This window comes from Bradyrhizobium sp. 2TAF36 (assembly GCF_052114925.1).
Taxonomy (GTDB): Bacteria; Pseudomonadota; Alphaproteobacteria; order Rhizobiales; family Xanthobacteraceae; genus Bradyrhizobium; species Bradyrhizobium barranii.
In genome coordinates this window covers 1-16,212 of sequence record NZ_JBFRFR010000147.1, presented here as the reverse complement: position 1 = coordinate 16,212, position 16,212 = coordinate 1, and the positions used below count along the sequence as shown (strand labels likewise).

The window sequence follows — 16,212 nt, the reverse complement described above, 5'->3', positions numbered from 1 at the left end:
CTCCACACGGGCAGCGCTTCGGTGGAGAGACTTTCACCCCACCCCGTCTCACGTCGCTGACGCGCCGCGAGCCGACCCTCCCCCTCCAGGGGAGGGTAAGACGCGCCTCACTCCTTCAAATCATTCACGCGCTTCACCCAGGCGCGCACATCGGCGAGCACCTGGGGCAGCACCGCCCTGACCTCCTGCACGGTCATGCCGGGTTTGATGCGGGGATCGTAGAGCAGGTTGAGGATGTACTGGTCGTAGACGTCGAAATAGCCCATCGACACATTGTCGTTGAACATGGTCCACGGCACGCTCGCGGTGTCGTTGATAGGGCCGAGCGATTGCAGCAGTTCCTCATAGGCGCAATCGAGGAAGGTGAAATCGCCGTTGTCGACGGTGAGGATGACGTCGGAATGCTCGATCTCGAAATTGTCGTTCTTGCGGAAGCCGGACAGGCATTGCGGATCGAGCGAGGTGCGGATCTCGCGCGCCTTCTCCGCGCCGTAGAAGCTGGAAATCGTCCGAAACAGGTCGCGGTCGCGAACCAGCTTCACCCGCACGTTCGCGGCTTCGCTGGTGTCGATCATGGCGATGTCGAGATGCTGCACGCGCCTGCCGATGTCGGCCACGACCTTGGCGAGCTGCGTCTTGCGGTCGGCGCGCTCGCTCTCGGCGTAGACGCGCACCGGCCCGTCGAATTTCCGGATGCGGTCGACGCGGCCGGCGAGGTGGTATTCGGCGCCGAACGCCGTCTTCAGAAAGCCTTCGACGATCTCGCCGTCGGTGAAGCTCTTCTTCTCGGCGCGCTGGCGCGAGGCGATCGCGGGCAATTCGCCCGCGACGGCGATGGTAGCGGTGTCAGGGGCGAACGCGAAAGTGGCGAGCGCCAGCAGGGCGATGCGAAAGCCTGACGAAGGCGGGGCCAATGCGCTCATTACGACCCGACGCTGCCGTATTCGGCAGCGACGCACAAGACCGCATATTCACGCGCCCTGCGGGTTCCCGCAGTTCGCCGACGGCTAGTTGTTGAGCACGACCACCTTGGTGCCGACCGAGACGCGGCTGTAGAGATCGCTGACGTCCTCGTTGGTCATGCGGAAGCAGCCCGAGGACACGGCCTGGCCGATCGTCTCCGGCTCGTTGGAGCCGTGGATGCGGTAGAGCGTCGAGCCCAGATACATCGCGCGCGCGCCGAGCGGATTCTCGATGCCGCCCTTCATGTGGCGCGGCAGGTCGGGCCGGCGGGCCAGCATCTGCGACGGCGGCGTCCAGTCCGGCCATTCCTTCTTGGCGGTGATCCTGTGCACTCCGCCCCAGCGGAAGCCGTCGCGGCCGACGCCGATGCCGTAGCGCAGCGCCTGGCCGTTCTGGAGCACCAGATACAGGCGGCGCTCGCTCGTGTTCACCACGATCGTGCCGGGGGCGTAATTGCCGTTGTACATGATGGTGGTGCGGGGGATCGGGCTAGAGCCGCCGCGGAAGAAGCTCGGGCCGAAGCCCATGATCTCGCGCGAGTCGAACCCCTCGGCGAATGCGCCGCCGGCGGTGGCCGACAGCAATGCGATGGCGGCAATCGGCGCGGCAAAAAATCGGATCATTGTTTCCCCCAGTAAAAAAATCGGATTCAACTGAAGTCACAGGCCATATTTGCGGGCATTTCGCAAGCCACGGGCCCGTGAGGGAGATCATCCTTAACGTCTGGCGTTGCCAAACCGGCAACCACGCTAATTTGCCTGAAAGCATTAGCCAAACAAGCGGATCGTCGCGCGGGGCAGGCCGGCGATGCCGGCTATTGCTTTGACGGAGGCGGCGAACAATGATTGATCGAGCGGACATTTGAATATTGCCGGTTGCAGGGAGCTTTGGGATGAACGGTGCGGAAAGCCTGGTGCGGACGATGGTCAAGGGTGGGGTGGATGTCTGCTTCACCAACCCAGGCACCTCCGAGATGCATTTTGTCGCGGCGCTCGACCGCGTGCCGGGCATGCGCTGCGTGCTCGGCCTGTTCGAAGGCGTGGTGACCGGCGCCGCTGACGGCTATTTCCGCATGAAGGGCACGCCGGCTTCGACGCTGCTCCATCTCGGCCCTGGCCTGGCCAATGGCCTGGCCAATCTGCACAACGCCAAGAAGGCGAATTCCGGCATCGTCAACATCGTCGGCCAGCATGCGGTCTACCACATCGACTACAACGCGCCGCTGACCTCCGACATCGAGGGCCTGGCCCGGCCGATGTCGTCCTGGGTCCGCACCTCGCCGGACTCCAAATCGGTTGCAGCTGACGGCGCCGCGGCGATCGCCGCCGCCAAGAGCGCACCGCCACAGATCGCGACCCTGATCCTGCCCGCCGACACCGCCTGGAACGAGGCCGATGGCATCGCCGAGGTACCGGCCGAGCAGCAGCGCGCCAGCTATTCGCCGCAGGCGGTCGAGCGGGCCGCGAAGATCCTGCACGGCGATGGCGAGGGTACGCTGCTGCTGATGACCGGCAGCGCGCTGAGCGAACAGGGCCTGGCGCTGGCCGAGCGTATCGCCGGCAAGACCGGCTGCACGGTGATGGGCCCGACCTTCCGTCCCAAGATGGCGCGCGGCCGCGGCCGCTATTCGATCGACCGCATTCATTACGTGATCGAGAACGCGCTGCCGATGCTGGCGAAGTTCCGGCACATCGTGCTGATCGAGTCCGATGATCCGGTGGCGTTCTTCGCCTATCCGAACAAGCCGAGCATGCTCAAGCCCGAGGGCTGCGAGGTGCATCGCATGACCTCCTGGGGCGAGAATTCGGTCGCGGCGCTCGAAGCACTGGCCGGCGCGGTGAAGGCGAGCGCGAAGGACGTCAAGCCGCAGGCCCTGGCTGAGCTGGTGAAGCCGACCGGCGCGCTGACCTTCGCCTCGATCGCGCAGGCGATCGCATGCGCCATCCCCGAGAACGCGATCATGGTCGACGAATCCCTGACCACCGGCCGCGGCTTCTTCCCGCCGACGGCGGCGGCCGCTCCGCACGACTGGCTCCAGAACATGGGCGGCTCGATCGGCTTCTCCACGCCGCTTTCGATCGGCGCCGCGATCGCATGTCCGGACCGCAAGGTGATCACCATGGTCGGCGACGGCAGCGCGATGTACACGATCCAGTCGCTGTGGACGCAGGCCCGCGAGAACCTCAACATCGTCACCATCGTGTTCGCCAACCGCATCTACCAGATCCTGCGCGGCGAGTTCGACAATGTCGGCGCCGGCGAGCCCGGCCAGCGTGCCAACGACATGCTGCGCCTCGACCGTCCGACGCTGGACTTCGTCGCGCTGGCGAAGGGCATGGGCGTCCCCGGCCGCGCCGTCACCAATGCCGAAGAGTTCAACAAGGCTCTGGCCGAAGCCGTCGCCGAGCCCGGGCCGCGGCTGATCGAAGTCCAGATGTAGGGCACAGCACCAGGGAGCGCCGAGGGCCGGGGGGCAAGATGCAGACCGAGCTGAACAAGGTGATCGCGGCGCTCCGGGACTTCTACGCTCACGAAGGATTCTTGTTCGAGAAGGACGTCGGCGAGCGGGCGGTGACGCACCGCTTTGCCGTCTATCTGGAGCGGCAATTCTCGGGCTGGTCAGTCGATTGCAACTACGACCGCCTCGGCGAGCGCACGCTGCATCTGCCGCACGGCACGATCGTCTCCACCGACGATCATCTGGGAAAATCGATCTACCCCGATGTCGTCGTGCATCAGCGCGAGATCCCGAACAATCTGCTCGCCGTCGAGATCCGCAAGGCGAGCAATCACACCTCGCTCGAGCACGACCAGCACAAGCTGATGGCGCTGACCGACGCGCATGTGTGGTTCGCGTACTGGATCGGCGTGCTGCTGGTGCTGGACAGGCAGCATGTGACGATTTCGGAAGTCTATGTCAGCGGCCTGGTCGATCAGCCGCTGTCGCTATGGTTTGCGGCGCGGCTGGAGGAGAGCGGTCTCGGGGCCGCGCATTAGACCGTCTCCACAGCGTCATGGCCGGGCCTGTCCCGGCCATCCACGCCTTGTCACGCAGCACAAAGAACGGGTCTCATCTCATCAGGCCTCAGTGCAGCGGATCGCCCTGGCCGAGCGCATAGGCGACGAGGTCCTTCAGCGCGAAGCTGGAGCCGGTCACCGGCGTCCATTGCGGGTCGAGCGACAGCACGGAGGAATGGTCGCCGAACATCATGCCGAGGAAGACCTCGGCGACGATGCGACCGCCGACGGGGCCGAGCTGCGGCGTGTTGATTCCGGTCGCCGGCGCGCCGGTGGCCGGGATCGTCACCGCGGTCTGGAATTGCCGCGCCTCGGCAAGGATGTAGGTCCAGAGCGGGCAATTGCCGGCAAACACGCCGTTCGCGATGGTTGCGATCCCAGTTTGCGGATCGCCCGCGCCGGGTTCGTCGACGGCCTTGCCGACGATGATCYGATCATCCGTCAGCGGCGTCAGGTTCATCGCCTTGGCGACGGCCTGGCCTGAGGGCAGGCCGAGCCGCCAGCTGCGCTCGAGATTGCGCAGCGCCAGCGACGACGGATTGGATGCGACCTCCGGCGGCAGCTTGCGCAGCGGATCGACCAGCGAGGCGTCGATGCGATAGGCGAACTGCAGCCGCTTCTTGTTGTCGGGGTTGGTGTCGTCGTCCTCGACGCCGTAGGGACGCGTGTCCAGATCGATGAAGCGGCCCCAATCCATGGCGCGTCCCGGGCCCATGGCGCGGAAGCCGGTCAGCGCGTTTTTGTCGGGATTGTTGGGGTCGGGGAAGATCTGCAGCAGCATGTTGTCCGCATCGTTCAGCCGATAGCCGGGGCGGATCATGGAATGGCCGAGACGGTAGGCCGCAACCGAGAACTCGACCGGCATGAACGGGTAAGTCTTCCAGTGGTAGTGGGCGAGCTTGCTGCGGTCGTACTGGCCTGCGGTCCTCAGCTCGTCCAGCACGCTGGCGTGAACGATGCGCGGCAGGAAGTCGTTCAGCACGACGTATTGATAATGGAATCGGACGCGCTGCTGCACGTCCTCGAACGACAGGCTGTCGTTGTCGTCGACCATGCGGTTGTGAAAGCGCAGCATCAAGGCCTGGAACTGCGAGACGATGCTGTTCTCGTCGTTGCGGGGGTCGCCGATCAGGGCGCGGCCCTTGAAGCGCGGCAGGTCGCTGGCATCGGGTACGCCCGCGCCGGTCAGCTTCTCGCCGAGCCGGAACTTGATGCCGTCATACATGTAGGGCTGATCGTTCGGACCACGGCCGTAGAGATTGTCCAGATCGAGCGACGGCGTGCGGAAGTCGACGAGCCCGTCGGGATCCTGCTGCTTGGTCAGCGAGCTGACCGGATCGAAGGTGATGTCGTGGTCGATGAACTGGCCGAAATAGGTGTAGAGCGCGGGAATGCCGCTCTCCTCCGCGTCCGGCCCGTCCTTCGGACCATCGAAGTCGGCGACCATCTTGTCGGCCAGCGCCGAAAGGTTCGCGACATTGTCGGCGTCGTTCGGACCGAATTTCGCCGGCGTGAGCTTGCGGAACATGCGTCCGAAGCGGCCCTGGGAAAGCGGCGAACGCGTTGCGTTCAGACCGCGCGGAACAATGCTGTGGCGGCTGCTCATTGAAAACACCTCCCTGAAAAGTCACGACGTGCAACGAATAAAGCTAAAGTTGTTCGCAACAGAATATGCATGTCACGCTAGATCAGGCGATTGGGTGCCACAAGCGATCTGCTTCACACACTGCGCGACATCGATGTTGTTCCGGGAGGGAGCGTTACGAGCAAGCTGCGGCCGCGCTTTGCAAATTTTTCCCTGTGCGATGACGGATAACATTCTCGTCATCGGCGCGCACGAGCGGCTTCGCGCAAGTGAGTTCGCCGGACTGTCGGCGAAGCGGATCGTCTTCACGCAATAAGTGTGGCGGCGGCGCGCACGCCGCGACGTCGTCAGTAGGCACGCTGCTGCGAGAACGCGTAGCGCGGATTGATGCCACAAGAGGCCGACGTGCCGGAGGCGGTGGCGAGGCACTGCTGATAGCTCGCGAACTGGCAGTTGCCGGGATAGCCCCACATGCGTCCCTGCAGGCAATATCGATCGTTTGCAGGATGTGCCTGGGCGGCCGGGGATGCTACGGCGACCAGGGCGGCGAACGATGCGAGAGTGAGGATGATGCGACGCATTTCAATCTCCTTCGAGAGCGGGTGGACGGGTACGTCAGCGAGCTGGGCTCGTCTGAGGCATGTCATGCCTATCTTGGTGTCGGCGGAATGCCGTGCGTTCGCGACATGGCACATCATGACGCAGCCGGCGGCCAGCAATGTGATCTACGCCACAGTTCGCGGTGGGGGTCCGGGCCTATCGTGAGCAGACTTGCGCGCGTCGATCCCGGAGAACCAGGCTTGTCTCATTCGGATCAGGTATTTTGGAGGTTCTAATGCAAAGGTCATATTTGCTGGCTGCGACAGCAGCGCTGGCGCTTTTCATGCAAATACCGCTCGCGCTGGCCCAGAATGCGCCGGCCGCCGGTGGAACCGCAGCGCCTGCCGCGACAACCACTGCGCCGGCAGCGACGACGACAACGCCGGCCGCGACCAGCGACACCTCCAGCCAGCCGGCCGACTCCAAGAAGAGCGCATCGAAGAAGCCGGCGAAGAAGAAGATGACGCGGCAGCAGGAAATCGATCATTCGGTCGACAGCGGCACCGTGCCCGCGCGCTACCGCAACTCTGTGCCCAGGCAGTACCAGCGGTACATTCCGTTCGATAAGCGGTGATGGGTCTCACGGCGGGCGACGTGATCGGACGTCGGGCCGCCGGTGCCATCGTGTGACGGCCTTGGTGTGACGCCTTGTCGTAGCGCCTTAACCAAGCGGAATCCGGCCATACATCCCCAGTGGCGGTCCGCGAGAGCGGTGCTAGAGTAGGCCGAAGCCCGGGGGGAGAAATGAGCGACGACGTGAAGGATGCTGGCCTTGTGGCCATGATCAGCAGCATCCTGGGAGGCAACAAGCRCGCAGACAGCAGTGCTCCGCCGCCGCTCACCGAGGTTCCGCCGACAGCGCCGACGAACGGGTTCGACCTGATCGAGCCGTCCACCCCCGATCCTGCACCGGCCGAACCCGACGCTGCGCCCGATGCCGTGCCGGCTGCCGCGAAGCCGGTCGAGCGGCCGGCGAAAATCACGACGACGCCTGATGGCAAGAAGTTGCTTCCTGCCGAGGCGATTGCCGATCTGGTGCTTGGCGAGCTGCGCAAGCTGGAGAATTTTCCGGCGACCGGCGCCTCCGTCACGGTCTACGGTTACAAGCACTGGAATGCGATGATCACCTTCGCGCCGTTCTCGACCACGTTCCAGAACGCGACGCGGTTCCGCCAGGCCGTACCGGACCTGGTCTTCAAGCTGCGCCGTTTCGTCGAACTTGAGATATAGTCCGGGACAATCACCGGCTGCTGTTCGGCGCGATTCCCCGTTGTGGGGCGAGGCGCGAGCGGGTGTCCGAAACAGTTCGACAGGATTCTGAATTGAGCGTCGCCTTTACCAAGGAAGAAAGCGCCGAAACTGCGTCCGAGACGCTGCTGCCGGATCGCCCGATCTCGCCGCATCCAAACCTCGTGACGGAAGCCGGCTTGCAGGCGCTGCAGGCGCAGCTTCGCGAGGCGCGCGAGGCCTATGAAGCCGCGCAAGCCATCGAGGATGTCAACGAAAAGCGCCGACAGTCGGCGGTGCCCTTGCGCGACGCTCGTTATCTGACCGAACGGCTGCGCACGGCGCAGGTCATTCCCGATCCGGCGTCGACCGATGTCGTCGCCTTCGGCAGCACCGTGACCTTCAGCCGCACCGACGGCCGCGTGCAGACCTATCGCATCGTCGGCGAGGACGAAGCGGATCCAAAGGCCGGAACGATCTCGTTCGTGGCGCCGGTCGCGAAGTCGCTGATCGGGAAGGCGGTCGGCGATGTCGTGGGTTCAGGCGCGCAAGAGATCGAGATTCTGTCGATCGCGTAGCGACGCGATCCGAGGCCAGAATGATGCGCGCGTAAGGATCGAACTCCGACGGCTCTGGCTTCGGATTGGTTTCGCCAACTTCGAGGCGCCGCTGGGTCAGTTGCGCTGCCGCGATTCACTTCGCTGTTCAAAAGCCGCGAACGTCATATAGTGAGGGGGTATCAAGACCAATTCATTGCGTATCAGGCAAAGGGAGGGATCCATGCGGAAGTCCCTGTTCCTCGTCATCGTAGCCGGTTTCGGCCTATCAGGACCACAGGCTCTGGTCGCGCAAGACGATGTAGATCAGCAGCTCGGCAGCGTTCATTTCCAGACCTCTTGCAACGATGTGGCCCAGCGTCGTTTCGATCGCGGGATGCGCTATCAGCATTCCTACTGGTACGCCAACGCCAAGGAGATCTTCGAAGAAGCCATCAAGGCTGACCCGACATGCAGCATGGCCTATTGGGGCATTGCGCTCACCTACATGGACAATCCGCACAATGCGATTCCAAAGCCGAACCTCGCGCCAGGCCTCGCCGCGATCATGAAGGCCAAGGAGATCGGCGCCGCGACCGAGCGCGAACGCGACTACATCGATGCGCTGATGGTGATGTATGCCGACTACGACAAGATTCCTCACGTCCAGCGGATGCGCATGCTGCGTGACGCGCAGGCGCGCGTCGCGGCAAAATATCCAGACGACGACGAAGCCCAGATCGCCTACGCCATTACGCTCAATACCTCGGCGGATCTGAACGACAAGACCTATGCGCAGCAAATTAAAGGCGCGGCGATTCTCGAGCCGATCTCCAGGCGGCTGCCGATGCATCCGGGCGTGACGCATTATCTGATCCATCTCTACGACTACCCGGCGCTGGCGCAGAAAGGGCTCGATGCCGCCAATCGTTACGCCAAGATCGCACCGGCCGCGCCGCACGCCCAGCACATGCCCTCCCACATCTACACGCGCGTCGGCTATTGGAAGGAATCGATCGACTCCAACACCGCTTCCGTGAAAGCCGCGATGGCCGAAAAGTCGGTCGGCAACTACCTGCATGCGCAGGACTACATGGTCTATGCTTACCTGCAGCTCGGCCAGGACAAGCAGGCGCGTGCCGTCATCGACGACATGATCAAGGAGACCGACTTCAAGGCGACGGTCGCGGCGGCAGACTACGCGCTGGCGGCTTCGCCGGCGCGTTATGCGATCGACCGTGGCGATTGGGAGGGGGCCTCGCAGCTGCCGGTCAGGCCGAGCAACCTCAACTTTGCGATGGCGGTAACGCATTTCGCCCGGGCCCTCGGCGCGGCGCGCTCCGGCAAACCGGAGGCCGCCAAGGCCGACATCCAGAAGCTGGCAGAATTGCGCGACAAGCTGCAGGACGCCAAGGACAGTTATTGGTCCGGAATCGTCGACATCCAGCGTCAGGTCGCCGTCGCCTGGGTGCTTTACGCCGAGGGCAAGTATGACGAGGCGCTCAATGCGATGAGTGCCGCGGCGGATGCCGAGGACAAGACGGAAAAGCACGTGATCACGCCCGGACCGCTGGCGCCGGCACGCGAACTTTACGGCTTCATGCTGCTCGAYCGCGGCATGGCCAAGGAGGCGCTTGCTGCATTCGAGGCAACCAAGGCGAAGGAGCCGAACCGCTTGCACGCGTTCGCGGGAGCGGCCAAGGCGGCCGAAGCCCTTGGTGACAGGGAAGCGGCACGACAGAACTGTCAGCAGCTCGTAACGCTGACGGCCAGTGCCGATTCGGAACGCCCCGAGGTCGCGGCGGCGAAGCAATATCTCGCCAGCAACTGACCCGGAACGAGAACGGTGAAATGATGAGAAGGGCAGCCGCCATCGCCGTCGCAGCAATCTCGCTGGGAAGCGCGCTGGCGGCATCGCTCTTGTGGCTCCATGTGCCACGGCATGCCGCCGCGAATTCCGCCACGCCGGTGTGGCAGGAGGTGACGTGGCCCTTCTCGATCGACCAATGGGGCAAGGGAAAGGCGTTCCGCTGCAGGGCTTCCGACTGCGGTGTCGAGGTGACGCTGTACCTGCGTGCCAAGATAGGTTTTTGCAATTGCACGACGGGCGTCGCCGATGACGAGGATCTCGATCGCATGGGCGATACCGTTCTCCTGGGCGAAGTCTCTCCACGCGGTTCCGGCCATCCCATCAGGATTGCGTCGATGAACGGTCGCAGCCGCGCCTACACGCTCAACTCACGTGGCGCTCCCGGCAAAACGCTGGTGTCGGTCGTCTACAACGAGCGTTGCGACATGATCGCAGCGACCGCTGTCATTGGCCACGATCGGCCGGAGACCATCGAGCCCCGCGTGATCGAGTTTCTGGGCGGCAGCACCGCGATGCACTGGGCTGAGGTCACACTAGGTCTGTGATCGACTGCGTCTTCCCGATCAGCGAGCATTTTCAATGCGGCGAATGGCCCGCGCAGCTGGGGCGAGGATTGCTATCGACAGGGGCAATCTCATTCGCCTAAACATGAGCCATGCGTTTCCGTCGTCTTGTCCCGATATCGAAGGTCTCCGCCCTGTCCGCGAAACAAAGCGCGGCGGCTGGATGAGACGGTTTTTGTCGGGGGCGTTGCCGTTCTACGCGCTGGCCGGATTGGCCATGTGCATGTACCTCGTCCTGTACAAGACGAACCTGTTCGACTTGAACGCCATCGTCCAGGATGCGACCGGTTCGGCATGGTTTCCGGTCTTCATGTTCGCTTGCGTGCTCCTGGAGTCGGTCTTTCCGTATTTCGGCTATTTTCCCGGAACCGCCCTCATCCTGATGTCCGTGGCGCTCAATCCGAAGCCTGCGGATGTCTCCGTTTTCATCGTGGCGTGGGCGGCCATCATCGTGGGCGCCGTTCTGAGTTACGGACAGGCTCGCTTTTTCAGACCGATGTTGCAACGGGTTGCCTCAAAAGCGGCACTGGGCCGATGTGAGTCCCTTCTCGACTCCTATGGTCCGTACGCGCGCGTTGCCTTGTTCGTTCATCCCAACGCTTGCGCGATGTATTTCACGGCACTCGGACTTCTCGGCCGGAACCTGACGCGAGAGCTCGCTTATCTCAGTGTGGGTGCAGCAGCCTCCGTGGGCATTCTGTTCGTCGTCGTGACCAGGCTGGTGTCGTCCGCAGGCGCCACCGATGATGGGGAATTGCAGGTGCTGCTGGCGGCAGGCCTGGTCGCCATCGGAACCCTCGTCGGTCTCTACGCGGCCTTGCGGCCGGATCGGGCTGCTTGAAGCTTGATCCGGAAGAGCGCGAAGCGGTTTTCCGACCAGAGAGCCCGCTTTGAGCTTGGTCGGTCATGATCCATGTGCGGAAGCACCCAAGTCAGAGCCTAAACCAAGGCAGGGTGAGATAGACGCAAGCGATCATCGAGAGGATGGGAATTACCCACACCCATCCCGACCAGAAGTTTCGCACTGAACGTCCGGGTAACGACGCAGCAACGAGGGCGACGATCAGTGCCCCGAGCGCGGCCGTCGCGGCCCACCCGTACCAGTACATCGCTGGAGCTAGAAATCCCATCGCAGGGTCAGCAACGTCTCGCGAATGATGCGTGCCCGCCAGCACGATGCCGAGCGACGGGAAAACGGTGAAAAGAGCAAGGTCCTTTGCGAGTGCAACCACGTAGAGGAAGCCAAATGTCGTCCCGAACGCGAATGCAAAGCGGCGGAACGCAGCCGATAACGTCATGCGCCGAAACCCCTGATGTTGTTTACGACGTGGCCAGTTAGGAAGCCCCACCAGATGACAAAGGCGAGGATCGAGGTGAGCATCGTGCGCGTCTGAGCAGGCTCGTCGGCACGYGGCCGTCGCCAGCAAACCCAGTAGGCTGGTAGCAACGCAAAACCGATAGCGGCGAAGTGCTCCTTGAGGTCGAAGAAGCCCAGGGCTGGCCAATGACCGGCGCGCTCTAACTCTGGCCTGATGTCGACGCGAAAATACAGATAGATGATCCCACCGAGCAGGATGGAGATGGCATACAAGACGACGACGGCGTCGGCGAACCGGGCCGATGGCACGGAGCGAAAGCGGCCGAAAAACGAACTGGGGCGCGTTCCCACAGTCGCCCACGTCGCCAAGGTCTGGTGCGTAATCGCGCCAAGCAGTGCAACGGCGACCAAGCCGTGAATAATCAGGAGTACTGTCGCCAGAACCTCACTCCCGGCCTATTGCCCGCTTGCTGTCACGTGAAGAGTTCCTCAGTCCCGAATGGCTCCGCCGACCACGGCCGGAAGCGATTGAGGGTGAACTTAGTCTTCTGGCCGGGTTCAACGTCCACCAGCACGTAGTTGTACTCCTCTTGCGGAGGCTGGCCCTTCCAGTAAAGGTCCCGCGGATAGTCGGCGGGCACCTTGATGCTGGTTCGCCCCGGCAGGATTGGGTCTTGTTCTGCGCCCCCACCGCCCAACATCAGATACTTTACCCCATCTACATCGTAGATTTCCGTGGTGTGGACGTGCCCGTTCAACACGATCACCTCCATGTCCTTGGCATACGACGCAATCACCTTGTGCGGGTTATCGGGAGCCGGGATCGGGCCTAAGCCTGACCGCGCAAACACGGGATAGTGGAAGACGATAAACGCCTTCCGAATGCCGTTGGCCTTCGCCTCGTCCATCCACTTTTGAAGCTGGGTCATCTGCTCGGCATATTTTGGCCGATCAGCGTCCCACAGCGACGGCGAACGGTAATCGTACTTGCCACTCCAGAGATAGATGAAGCGGGTGCCCTTGAAGTCGAATTTGTAGATGAGGTTTTCCGGCGTGACGCCGAATTTTTTCAGATACGGCACAGCCGAAAGTACGCCCTCAATCTTTGGGTCGGCCCACACCTCATGATTACCCACACTCATGAAAAAGCGCCCATCCAGACCGGCCGCGCGCATCTCGTCATCCGGCGCGGGTAGCTTCTTCAACATTGTTTCGTTCACGCGCTTCCAGTATGGGCTGTCACTCACGGTCAAGCCCTGATTGCCCCACCACACAGCGTCACCGCTATTGACCACGAATTTGGCGCGACCGGATTGAACGTCCTTGACAATTTCGCGCGTCACCCATTCGCCGCCCTGAAGCCGGAACATGGTTCGATGCACTCCGGGAAGCAGTTTCACGTCTTCAACGGATGCCTCAGTGACCCAACCCTTATCTACCGTCAGGGTCATCACTTCCGTCTTGGATGCGAACGGCATGACGACCTTGACCAGGTCCTTTGTGACCGGATCGAAGATCATCTTCACATCCTTCGCTACGACGGCCTCGGCGACCTTTTCCGGCATGACCAATCCGAACATCTCGACGAAGAACTTGCTGAGGTCCGGTTGTCCCTCTTTCAACGGGAGGTACATCATCGGTCGGGTATCGCCGACCGCAGCGAATGAAAAACCGGCTGCGGGAAGCGGTGCTTGCGCGGGCGTTGTTTGTGTCTGGGCACCGGCAACGAGTGGCACGGAGAATGCGGGCACTGCTGCGAGTGCGCCTAGAACCAGGCGACGACTGGGCTCGTTAGGCCAAGAGGATTGCATGATGATCACCCCTGATCGAGGAGAGGGAATGAGCCGCCGCATAGGGCGCGCAAACAGCCCGATTTGCCGGCCGTTTCCCGTAGACCTTCAGCGGTGGGTGAGCTTGATATAGATCAACGTCCTCATCTGCCGTAGCAGCGAGCACGTAGAGCGGCGGCTGGCAGCTATTCTGGCCGCGGACGTTTGCGGGCATCGCAGGTGTGCAGAAATACAGCGGCAGGGACGTGGCGAACCCACACAGGTGGCGAGCATGATGTCGATGAAATTGCCGCTGTGGCTTCGCTTTTTCCTGCTCGTCGGCGTCGTCGCCTTTGCGGCAGGCGCGGGTCTCCTTGCCTATCGGTACTACAGCCGCCCGGTAACGCTGACTGTGGCGGTCGGTTCGGTCGACGGCGAGGCGGCCAAGGCAATGTCAGCGATGGCAGGCGAGTTCGTTTCAGCGAACGCGCCGGTCCGGCTCAAGGTCATCGACAGCGGCACCGCGCTTGAGGCCGCTGCCGCTTTCTCCGCGGGCAAGGTCGATCTCGCTGTGGTTCGCGGCGATGTTGGCGACTTGTCGCAGGCGCAAGCCGTCGTCGTCGTCAGCCATATGGTCGTACTGATCATCGCGCCGCCGGGATCGTCCATCGACAGCATTGCCAACCTGAAGGGACGCACGGTCGGCGTGGTCGGCGGAGCAGTGAACGCCAAAATTGTCGATGTGTTGACCAAGGGATACGATCTGGCGGGCGCAAAAGTTGTCTTCAAGAACCTTGCTTTGACGGATGTCCGGCAAGCCATTCAGTCAAAGCAAGTCAGCGCCCTGCTTGTCGTGATCCCGCTCGCCGAAAAATACCTCTCGCTCGTTCGCGGATTTTTTCAGCTTGACCGTAAAAAGACCCCGGTACTGATCCCAATCGAGTCCGCGGGGGCAATTGCAGAGAATGAGCGCGCTTTTGAAAGCTTCGACGTCCCGAAGGGCACACTGCGGGGATCGCCGCCGGTCCCGGAAGATGACCTGACGACTCTGAGGACCTCGCTATATCTGGTTGCGCAAAAGAAGCTTGGCACTGATCTGGTAACCGACCTCACGGAGGCGATCATGAGCGCGCGCAGGAATCTTCTGCGTGAGCAGCCGATTTTCGCGCAGATCACCGCGCCCAGCACCGACCAGGATGCCTACCTTCCGCTGCACCCTGGCGCCGCAGCCGTCTACAACAGCACCACGCAAAGCTTCATGGATGAGTACGGCAACTGGATCTATTTGACGCCGATGGTACTGGGTGGCGCTGCCACCATGCTTGCGGCGGCGTGGAAATTCCTGGGCCTCGGCAGCCGCGCAGCCGAAGGCCCGCTCGATTCTCTCTACGCCCTGGCGCGCCGGATTCGGAAAGTCGATACAGAGGCTGAACTTTCGGATATCGAAGACGAAATCGACCGCATTCTAAAGGCGGAGCTCGCCAAATCCGCTGCTGGAGACGAGAGCGCGGTGGATGATGCCACATTGAACGTGGCAGCCCACCGGCTGGAGAGCTTGATTCACGACCGACGCACATTGATCGCCAAGGGACCCGCAGTTGCCTCCGCGGCGAAGGCGACACAGCGCTAAGTCACGACACGCCTCGCAACACAGTGGTGAATCATGAATGCAATCGCGCTATCGTGCATCACGTTTCTATGCATCTCAGGCGGTGCCCTGCTCGGTATGTTCCTTCCTGGGCATCACTTGAGCACGGATGACAAGGATGTGGTCAGGCTGGGCACGGGCCTCATCGGGACGATAGCCGCGCTTGTCCTCGGTCTGCTGATCGCCTCGGCGAAGGGCTCCTACGACACGCAGAGCACTCAAGTCACGCAGATGACGAGTAATGTTGTCCTGCTCGACAATCTGCTGGCGCAGTACGGACCGGAGGCGAATGACGAACGCAATCTGTTGCGGCGCGCCATCGTTGTTTTAGCCGATCGAATGTGGCGCGAGAAAAGTTCCGAGGTTGCCAAGGCGAACCCCTTCGAGGCCAGCGCCGTAAGCGAAGCATTCTTTGCGAAGCTTCAGGAGCTTTCGCCGCAGAACGATTCCCAGCGCTCCCTGCAAGCCAGGGCCATACAGATCGCCACCGACATTGCGCAAACCCGCCTGTTGCTGTTCGCACAGACGAACAACTCGATCCCTATGCCGTTCCTGGTGGTGCTGATTTTCTGGCTCACCATCATCTTTGGAAGCTTCGGCCTGTTTGCCAAGCCCAGCGCAACCGTTTTCGGCTCGCTGTTCGTTTTTGCACTGTCGGCCGCCGGGGCGATCTACCTGGTCCTGGAGCTGGGTCAGCCATTTGCGGGTTTGATGCAGATTTCCAGCGCGCCACTGCGCAGCGCCCTCACGCCGCTCGGTCCCTAACGTTCGCATGATCGAGGTTGCCGGCCAGAGCGAGCCCCGACTGCTATCGTGGTCGTCGCGACCTGCTGCAGCGGTTTTTCGAGTTGATCAAGATGCCCATTGTGCTGCGATGTCCGAATCTGGCCCATGTCGGTCGGCTGCCTGATTCTGCTTGCGAGGGCAAAGCGGACATTTGGGAAATTAGCGAGGTCGGCTAAGGGCCGATTCCGTTGAAGAAGTCGGTCTTCGAGCAAGACGGCCGCAATTCGCAGCGCGAACCGACCGCCTCTTAGGTCGGTTTTGGCTGCGGCGCTGGGATCAGCTTGGCTAGTTTCCGGAGGTTCTGGGCGGCTGCAGCGAGAAGGAAGGAA

General features: G+C 62.4%; 17 protein-coding genes. 10 read left to right on the top strand and 7 right to left on the bottom strand.

Features of this window, described 5'->3' with window-relative positions; genetic code table 11:
- Window positions 1–107: 107 nt before the first annotated feature.
- Together AB4Z51_RS42580 and AB4Z51_RS42575 are read right to left on the bottom strand one after the other, a co-directional pair.
- Complete coding sequence (locus tag AB4Z51_RS42580) at window positions 108–923, bottom strand: DUF2927 domain-containing protein (RefSeq protein ID WP_085398749.1); 816 nt, start codon at window positions 921–923, stop codon at window positions 108–110.
- A gap of 84 nt (window positions 924–1,007) precedes the next feature.
- A complete protein-coding gene (locus tag AB4Z51_RS42575) occupies window positions 1,008–1,586 on the bottom strand; it encodes a L,D-transpeptidase (protein ID WP_063985416.1) in 579 nt (192 codons plus the stop codon).
- Window positions 1,587–1,855: 269 nt separating this feature from the next.
- Between AB4Z51_RS42575 and AB4Z51_RS42570 the strand changes: the two genes are divergently transcribed.
- Together AB4Z51_RS42570 and AB4Z51_RS42565 are read left to right on the top strand one after the other, a co-directional pair.
- The gene (locus tag AB4Z51_RS42570; protein ID WP_085398748.1) at window positions 1,856–3,403 is read left to right on the top strand and encodes an acetolactate synthase large subunit; all 1,548 of its coding nucleotides are present in this window, start codon (window positions 1,856–1,858) and stop codon (window positions 3,401–3,403) included.
- A gap of 38 nt (window positions 3,404–3,441) precedes the next feature.
- The gene (locus AB4Z51_RS42565) at window positions 3,442–3,960 is read left to right on the top strand and encodes a hypothetical protein (RefSeq protein ID WP_085398747.1); all 519 of its coding nucleotides are present in this window, start codon (window positions 3,442–3,444) and stop codon (window positions 3,958–3,960) included.
- 88 nt (window positions 3,961–4,048) lie between these two features.
- On the opposite strand, the gene AB4Z51_RS42560 is transcribed toward AB4Z51_RS42565, so the two are convergent.
- Entirely contained in the window at window positions 4,049–5,587 is a 1,539-nt protein-coding gene (locus tag AB4Z51_RS42560) for a peroxidase family protein (protein WP_441499557.1), read from the bottom strand.
- Between the two features lie 326 nt (window positions 5,588–5,913).
- Complete coding sequence (locus AB4Z51_RS42555) at window positions 5,914–6,147, bottom strand: DUF3551 domain-containing protein (protein ID WP_085398745.1); 234 nt, start codon at window positions 6,145–6,147, stop codon at window positions 5,914–5,916.
- 254 nt (window positions 6,148–6,401) lie between these two features.
- Between AB4Z51_RS42555 and AB4Z51_RS42550 the strand changes: the two genes are divergently transcribed.
- From AB4Z51_RS42550 to AB4Z51_RS42525, 6 genes are all read left to right on the top strand, one after another.
- The gene (locus AB4Z51_RS42550; RefSeq protein WP_085398744.1) at window positions 6,402–6,740 is read left to right on the top strand and encodes a hypothetical protein; all 339 of its coding nucleotides are present in this window, start codon (window positions 6,402–6,404) and stop codon (window positions 6,738–6,740) included.
- Window positions 6,741–6,910: 170 nt separating this feature from the next.
- Window positions 6,911–7,396 carry a hypothetical protein gene (locus tag AB4Z51_RS42545; protein ID WP_441499556.1) on the top strand — a complete coding sequence of 162 codons (486 nt, stop codon included), beginning with the start codon at window positions 6,911–6,913 and terminating at the stop codon, window positions 7,394–7,396.
- A 92-nt stretch (window positions 7,397–7,488) separates the two neighbouring features.
- Complete coding sequence (gene greA, locus AB4Z51_RS42540) at window positions 7,489–7,971, top strand: transcription elongation factor GreA (protein ID WP_085398743.1); 483 nt, start codon at window positions 7,489–7,491, stop codon at window positions 7,969–7,971.
- 202 nt (window positions 7,972–8,173) lie between these two features.
- The gene (locus tag AB4Z51_RS42535) at window positions 8,174–9,760 is read left to right on the top strand and encodes a tetratricopeptide repeat protein (RefSeq protein ID WP_085398742.1); all 1,587 of its coding nucleotides are present in this window, start codon (window positions 8,174–8,176) and stop codon (window positions 9,758–9,760) included.
- 20 nt (window positions 9,761–9,780) lie between these two features.
- Window positions 9,781–10,344, top strand: a complete 564-nt coding sequence (locus AB4Z51_RS42530) for a hypothetical protein (RefSeq protein ID WP_085398741.1) — start codon at window positions 9,781–9,783, stop codon at window positions 10,342–10,344.
- Between the two features lie 181 nt (window positions 10,345–10,525).
- Entirely contained in the window at window positions 10,526–11,203 is a 678-nt protein-coding gene (locus AB4Z51_RS42525) for a hypothetical protein (protein ID WP_085398754.1), read from the top strand.
- A 91-nt stretch (window positions 11,204–11,294) separates the two neighbouring features.
- Here the strand turns inward: AB4Z51_RS42525 and AB4Z51_RS42520 are convergent, their stop codons facing one another.
- From AB4Z51_RS42520 to AB4Z51_RS42510, 3 genes are all read right to left on the bottom strand, one after another.
- Window positions 11,295–11,660: a hypothetical protein gene (locus AB4Z51_RS42520; RefSeq protein WP_028151240.1), complete on the bottom strand. Its 366-nt coding sequence runs from the start codon at window positions 11,658–11,660 to the stop codon at window positions 11,295–11,297.
- Window positions 11,657–12,091: a hypothetical protein gene (locus AB4Z51_RS42515; RefSeq protein ID WP_085398740.1), complete on the bottom strand. Its 435-nt coding sequence runs from the start codon at window positions 12,089–12,091 to the stop codon at window positions 11,657–11,659. The genes AB4Z51_RS42520 and AB4Z51_RS42515 overlap by 4 nt, the downstream gene beginning before the upstream one ends.
- Window positions 12,092–12,153: 62 nt before the next feature.
- A complete protein-coding gene (locus AB4Z51_RS42510) occupies window positions 12,154–13,431 on the bottom strand; it encodes a metallophosphoesterase family protein (RefSeq protein WP_244623211.1) in 1,278 nt (425 codons plus the stop codon).
- Window positions 13,432–13,741: 310 nt separating this feature from the next.
- On the opposite strand from AB4Z51_RS42510, the gene AB4Z51_RS42505 reads away from it, so the two are divergent.
- A complete protein-coding gene (locus AB4Z51_RS42505; protein ID WP_085398739.1) occupies window positions 13,742–15,079 on the top strand; it encodes a TAXI family TRAP transporter solute-binding subunit in 1,338 nt (445 codons plus the stop codon).
- A 33-nt stretch (window positions 15,080–15,112) separates the two neighbouring features.
- A complete protein-coding gene (locus tag AB4Z51_RS42500) occupies window positions 15,113–15,862 on the top strand; it encodes a bestrophin-like domain (protein WP_085398738.1) in 750 nt (249 codons plus the stop codon).
- Window positions 15,863–16,212: the final 350 nt, after the last annotated feature.

Coding starts and splice junctions, on each gene's coding strand:
- AB4Z51_RS42580 (WP_085398749.1), bottom strand. CDS start 923: ATGAGCGCATTGGCCCCGCCTTCGTCAGGCTTTCGCATCGCCCTGCTG.
- AB4Z51_RS42575 (WP_063985416.1), bottom strand. CDS start 1,586: ATGATCCGATTTTTTGCCGCGCCGATTGCCGCCATCGCATTGCTGTCG.
- AB4Z51_RS42570 (WP_085398748.1), top strand. CDS start 1,856: ATGAACGGTGCGGAAAGCCTGGTGCGGACGATGGTCAAGGGTGGGGTG.
- AB4Z51_RS42565 (WP_085398747.1), top strand. CDS start 3,442: ATGCAGACCGAGCTGAACAAGGTGATCGCGGCGCTCCGGGACTTCTAC.
- AB4Z51_RS42555 (WP_085398745.1), bottom strand. CDS start 6,147: ATGCGTCGCATCATCCTCACTCTCGCATCGTTCGCCGCCCTGGTCGCC.
- AB4Z51_RS42550 (WP_085398744.1), top strand. CDS start 6,402: ATGCAAAGGTCATATTTGCTGGCTGCGACAGCAGCGCTGGCGCTTTTC.
- AB4Z51_RS42530 (WP_085398741.1), top strand. CDS start 9,781: ATGATGAGAAGGGCAGCCGCCATCGCCGTCGCAGCAATCTCGCTGGGA.
- AB4Z51_RS42525 (WP_085398754.1), top strand. CDS start 10,526: ATGAGACGGTTTTTGTCGGGGGCGTTGCCGTTCTACGCGCTGGCCGGA.
- AB4Z51_RS42520 (WP_028151240.1), bottom strand. CDS start 11,660: ATGACGTTATCGGCTGCGTTCCGCCGCTTTGCATTCGCGTTCGGGACG.
- AB4Z51_RS42505 (WP_085398739.1), top strand. CDS start 13,742: ATGATGTCGATGAAATTGCCGCTGTGGCTTCGCTTTTTCCTGCTCGTC.
- AB4Z51_RS42500 (WP_085398738.1), top strand. CDS start 15,113: ATGAATGCAATCGCGCTATCGTGCATCACGTTTCTATGCATCTCAGGC.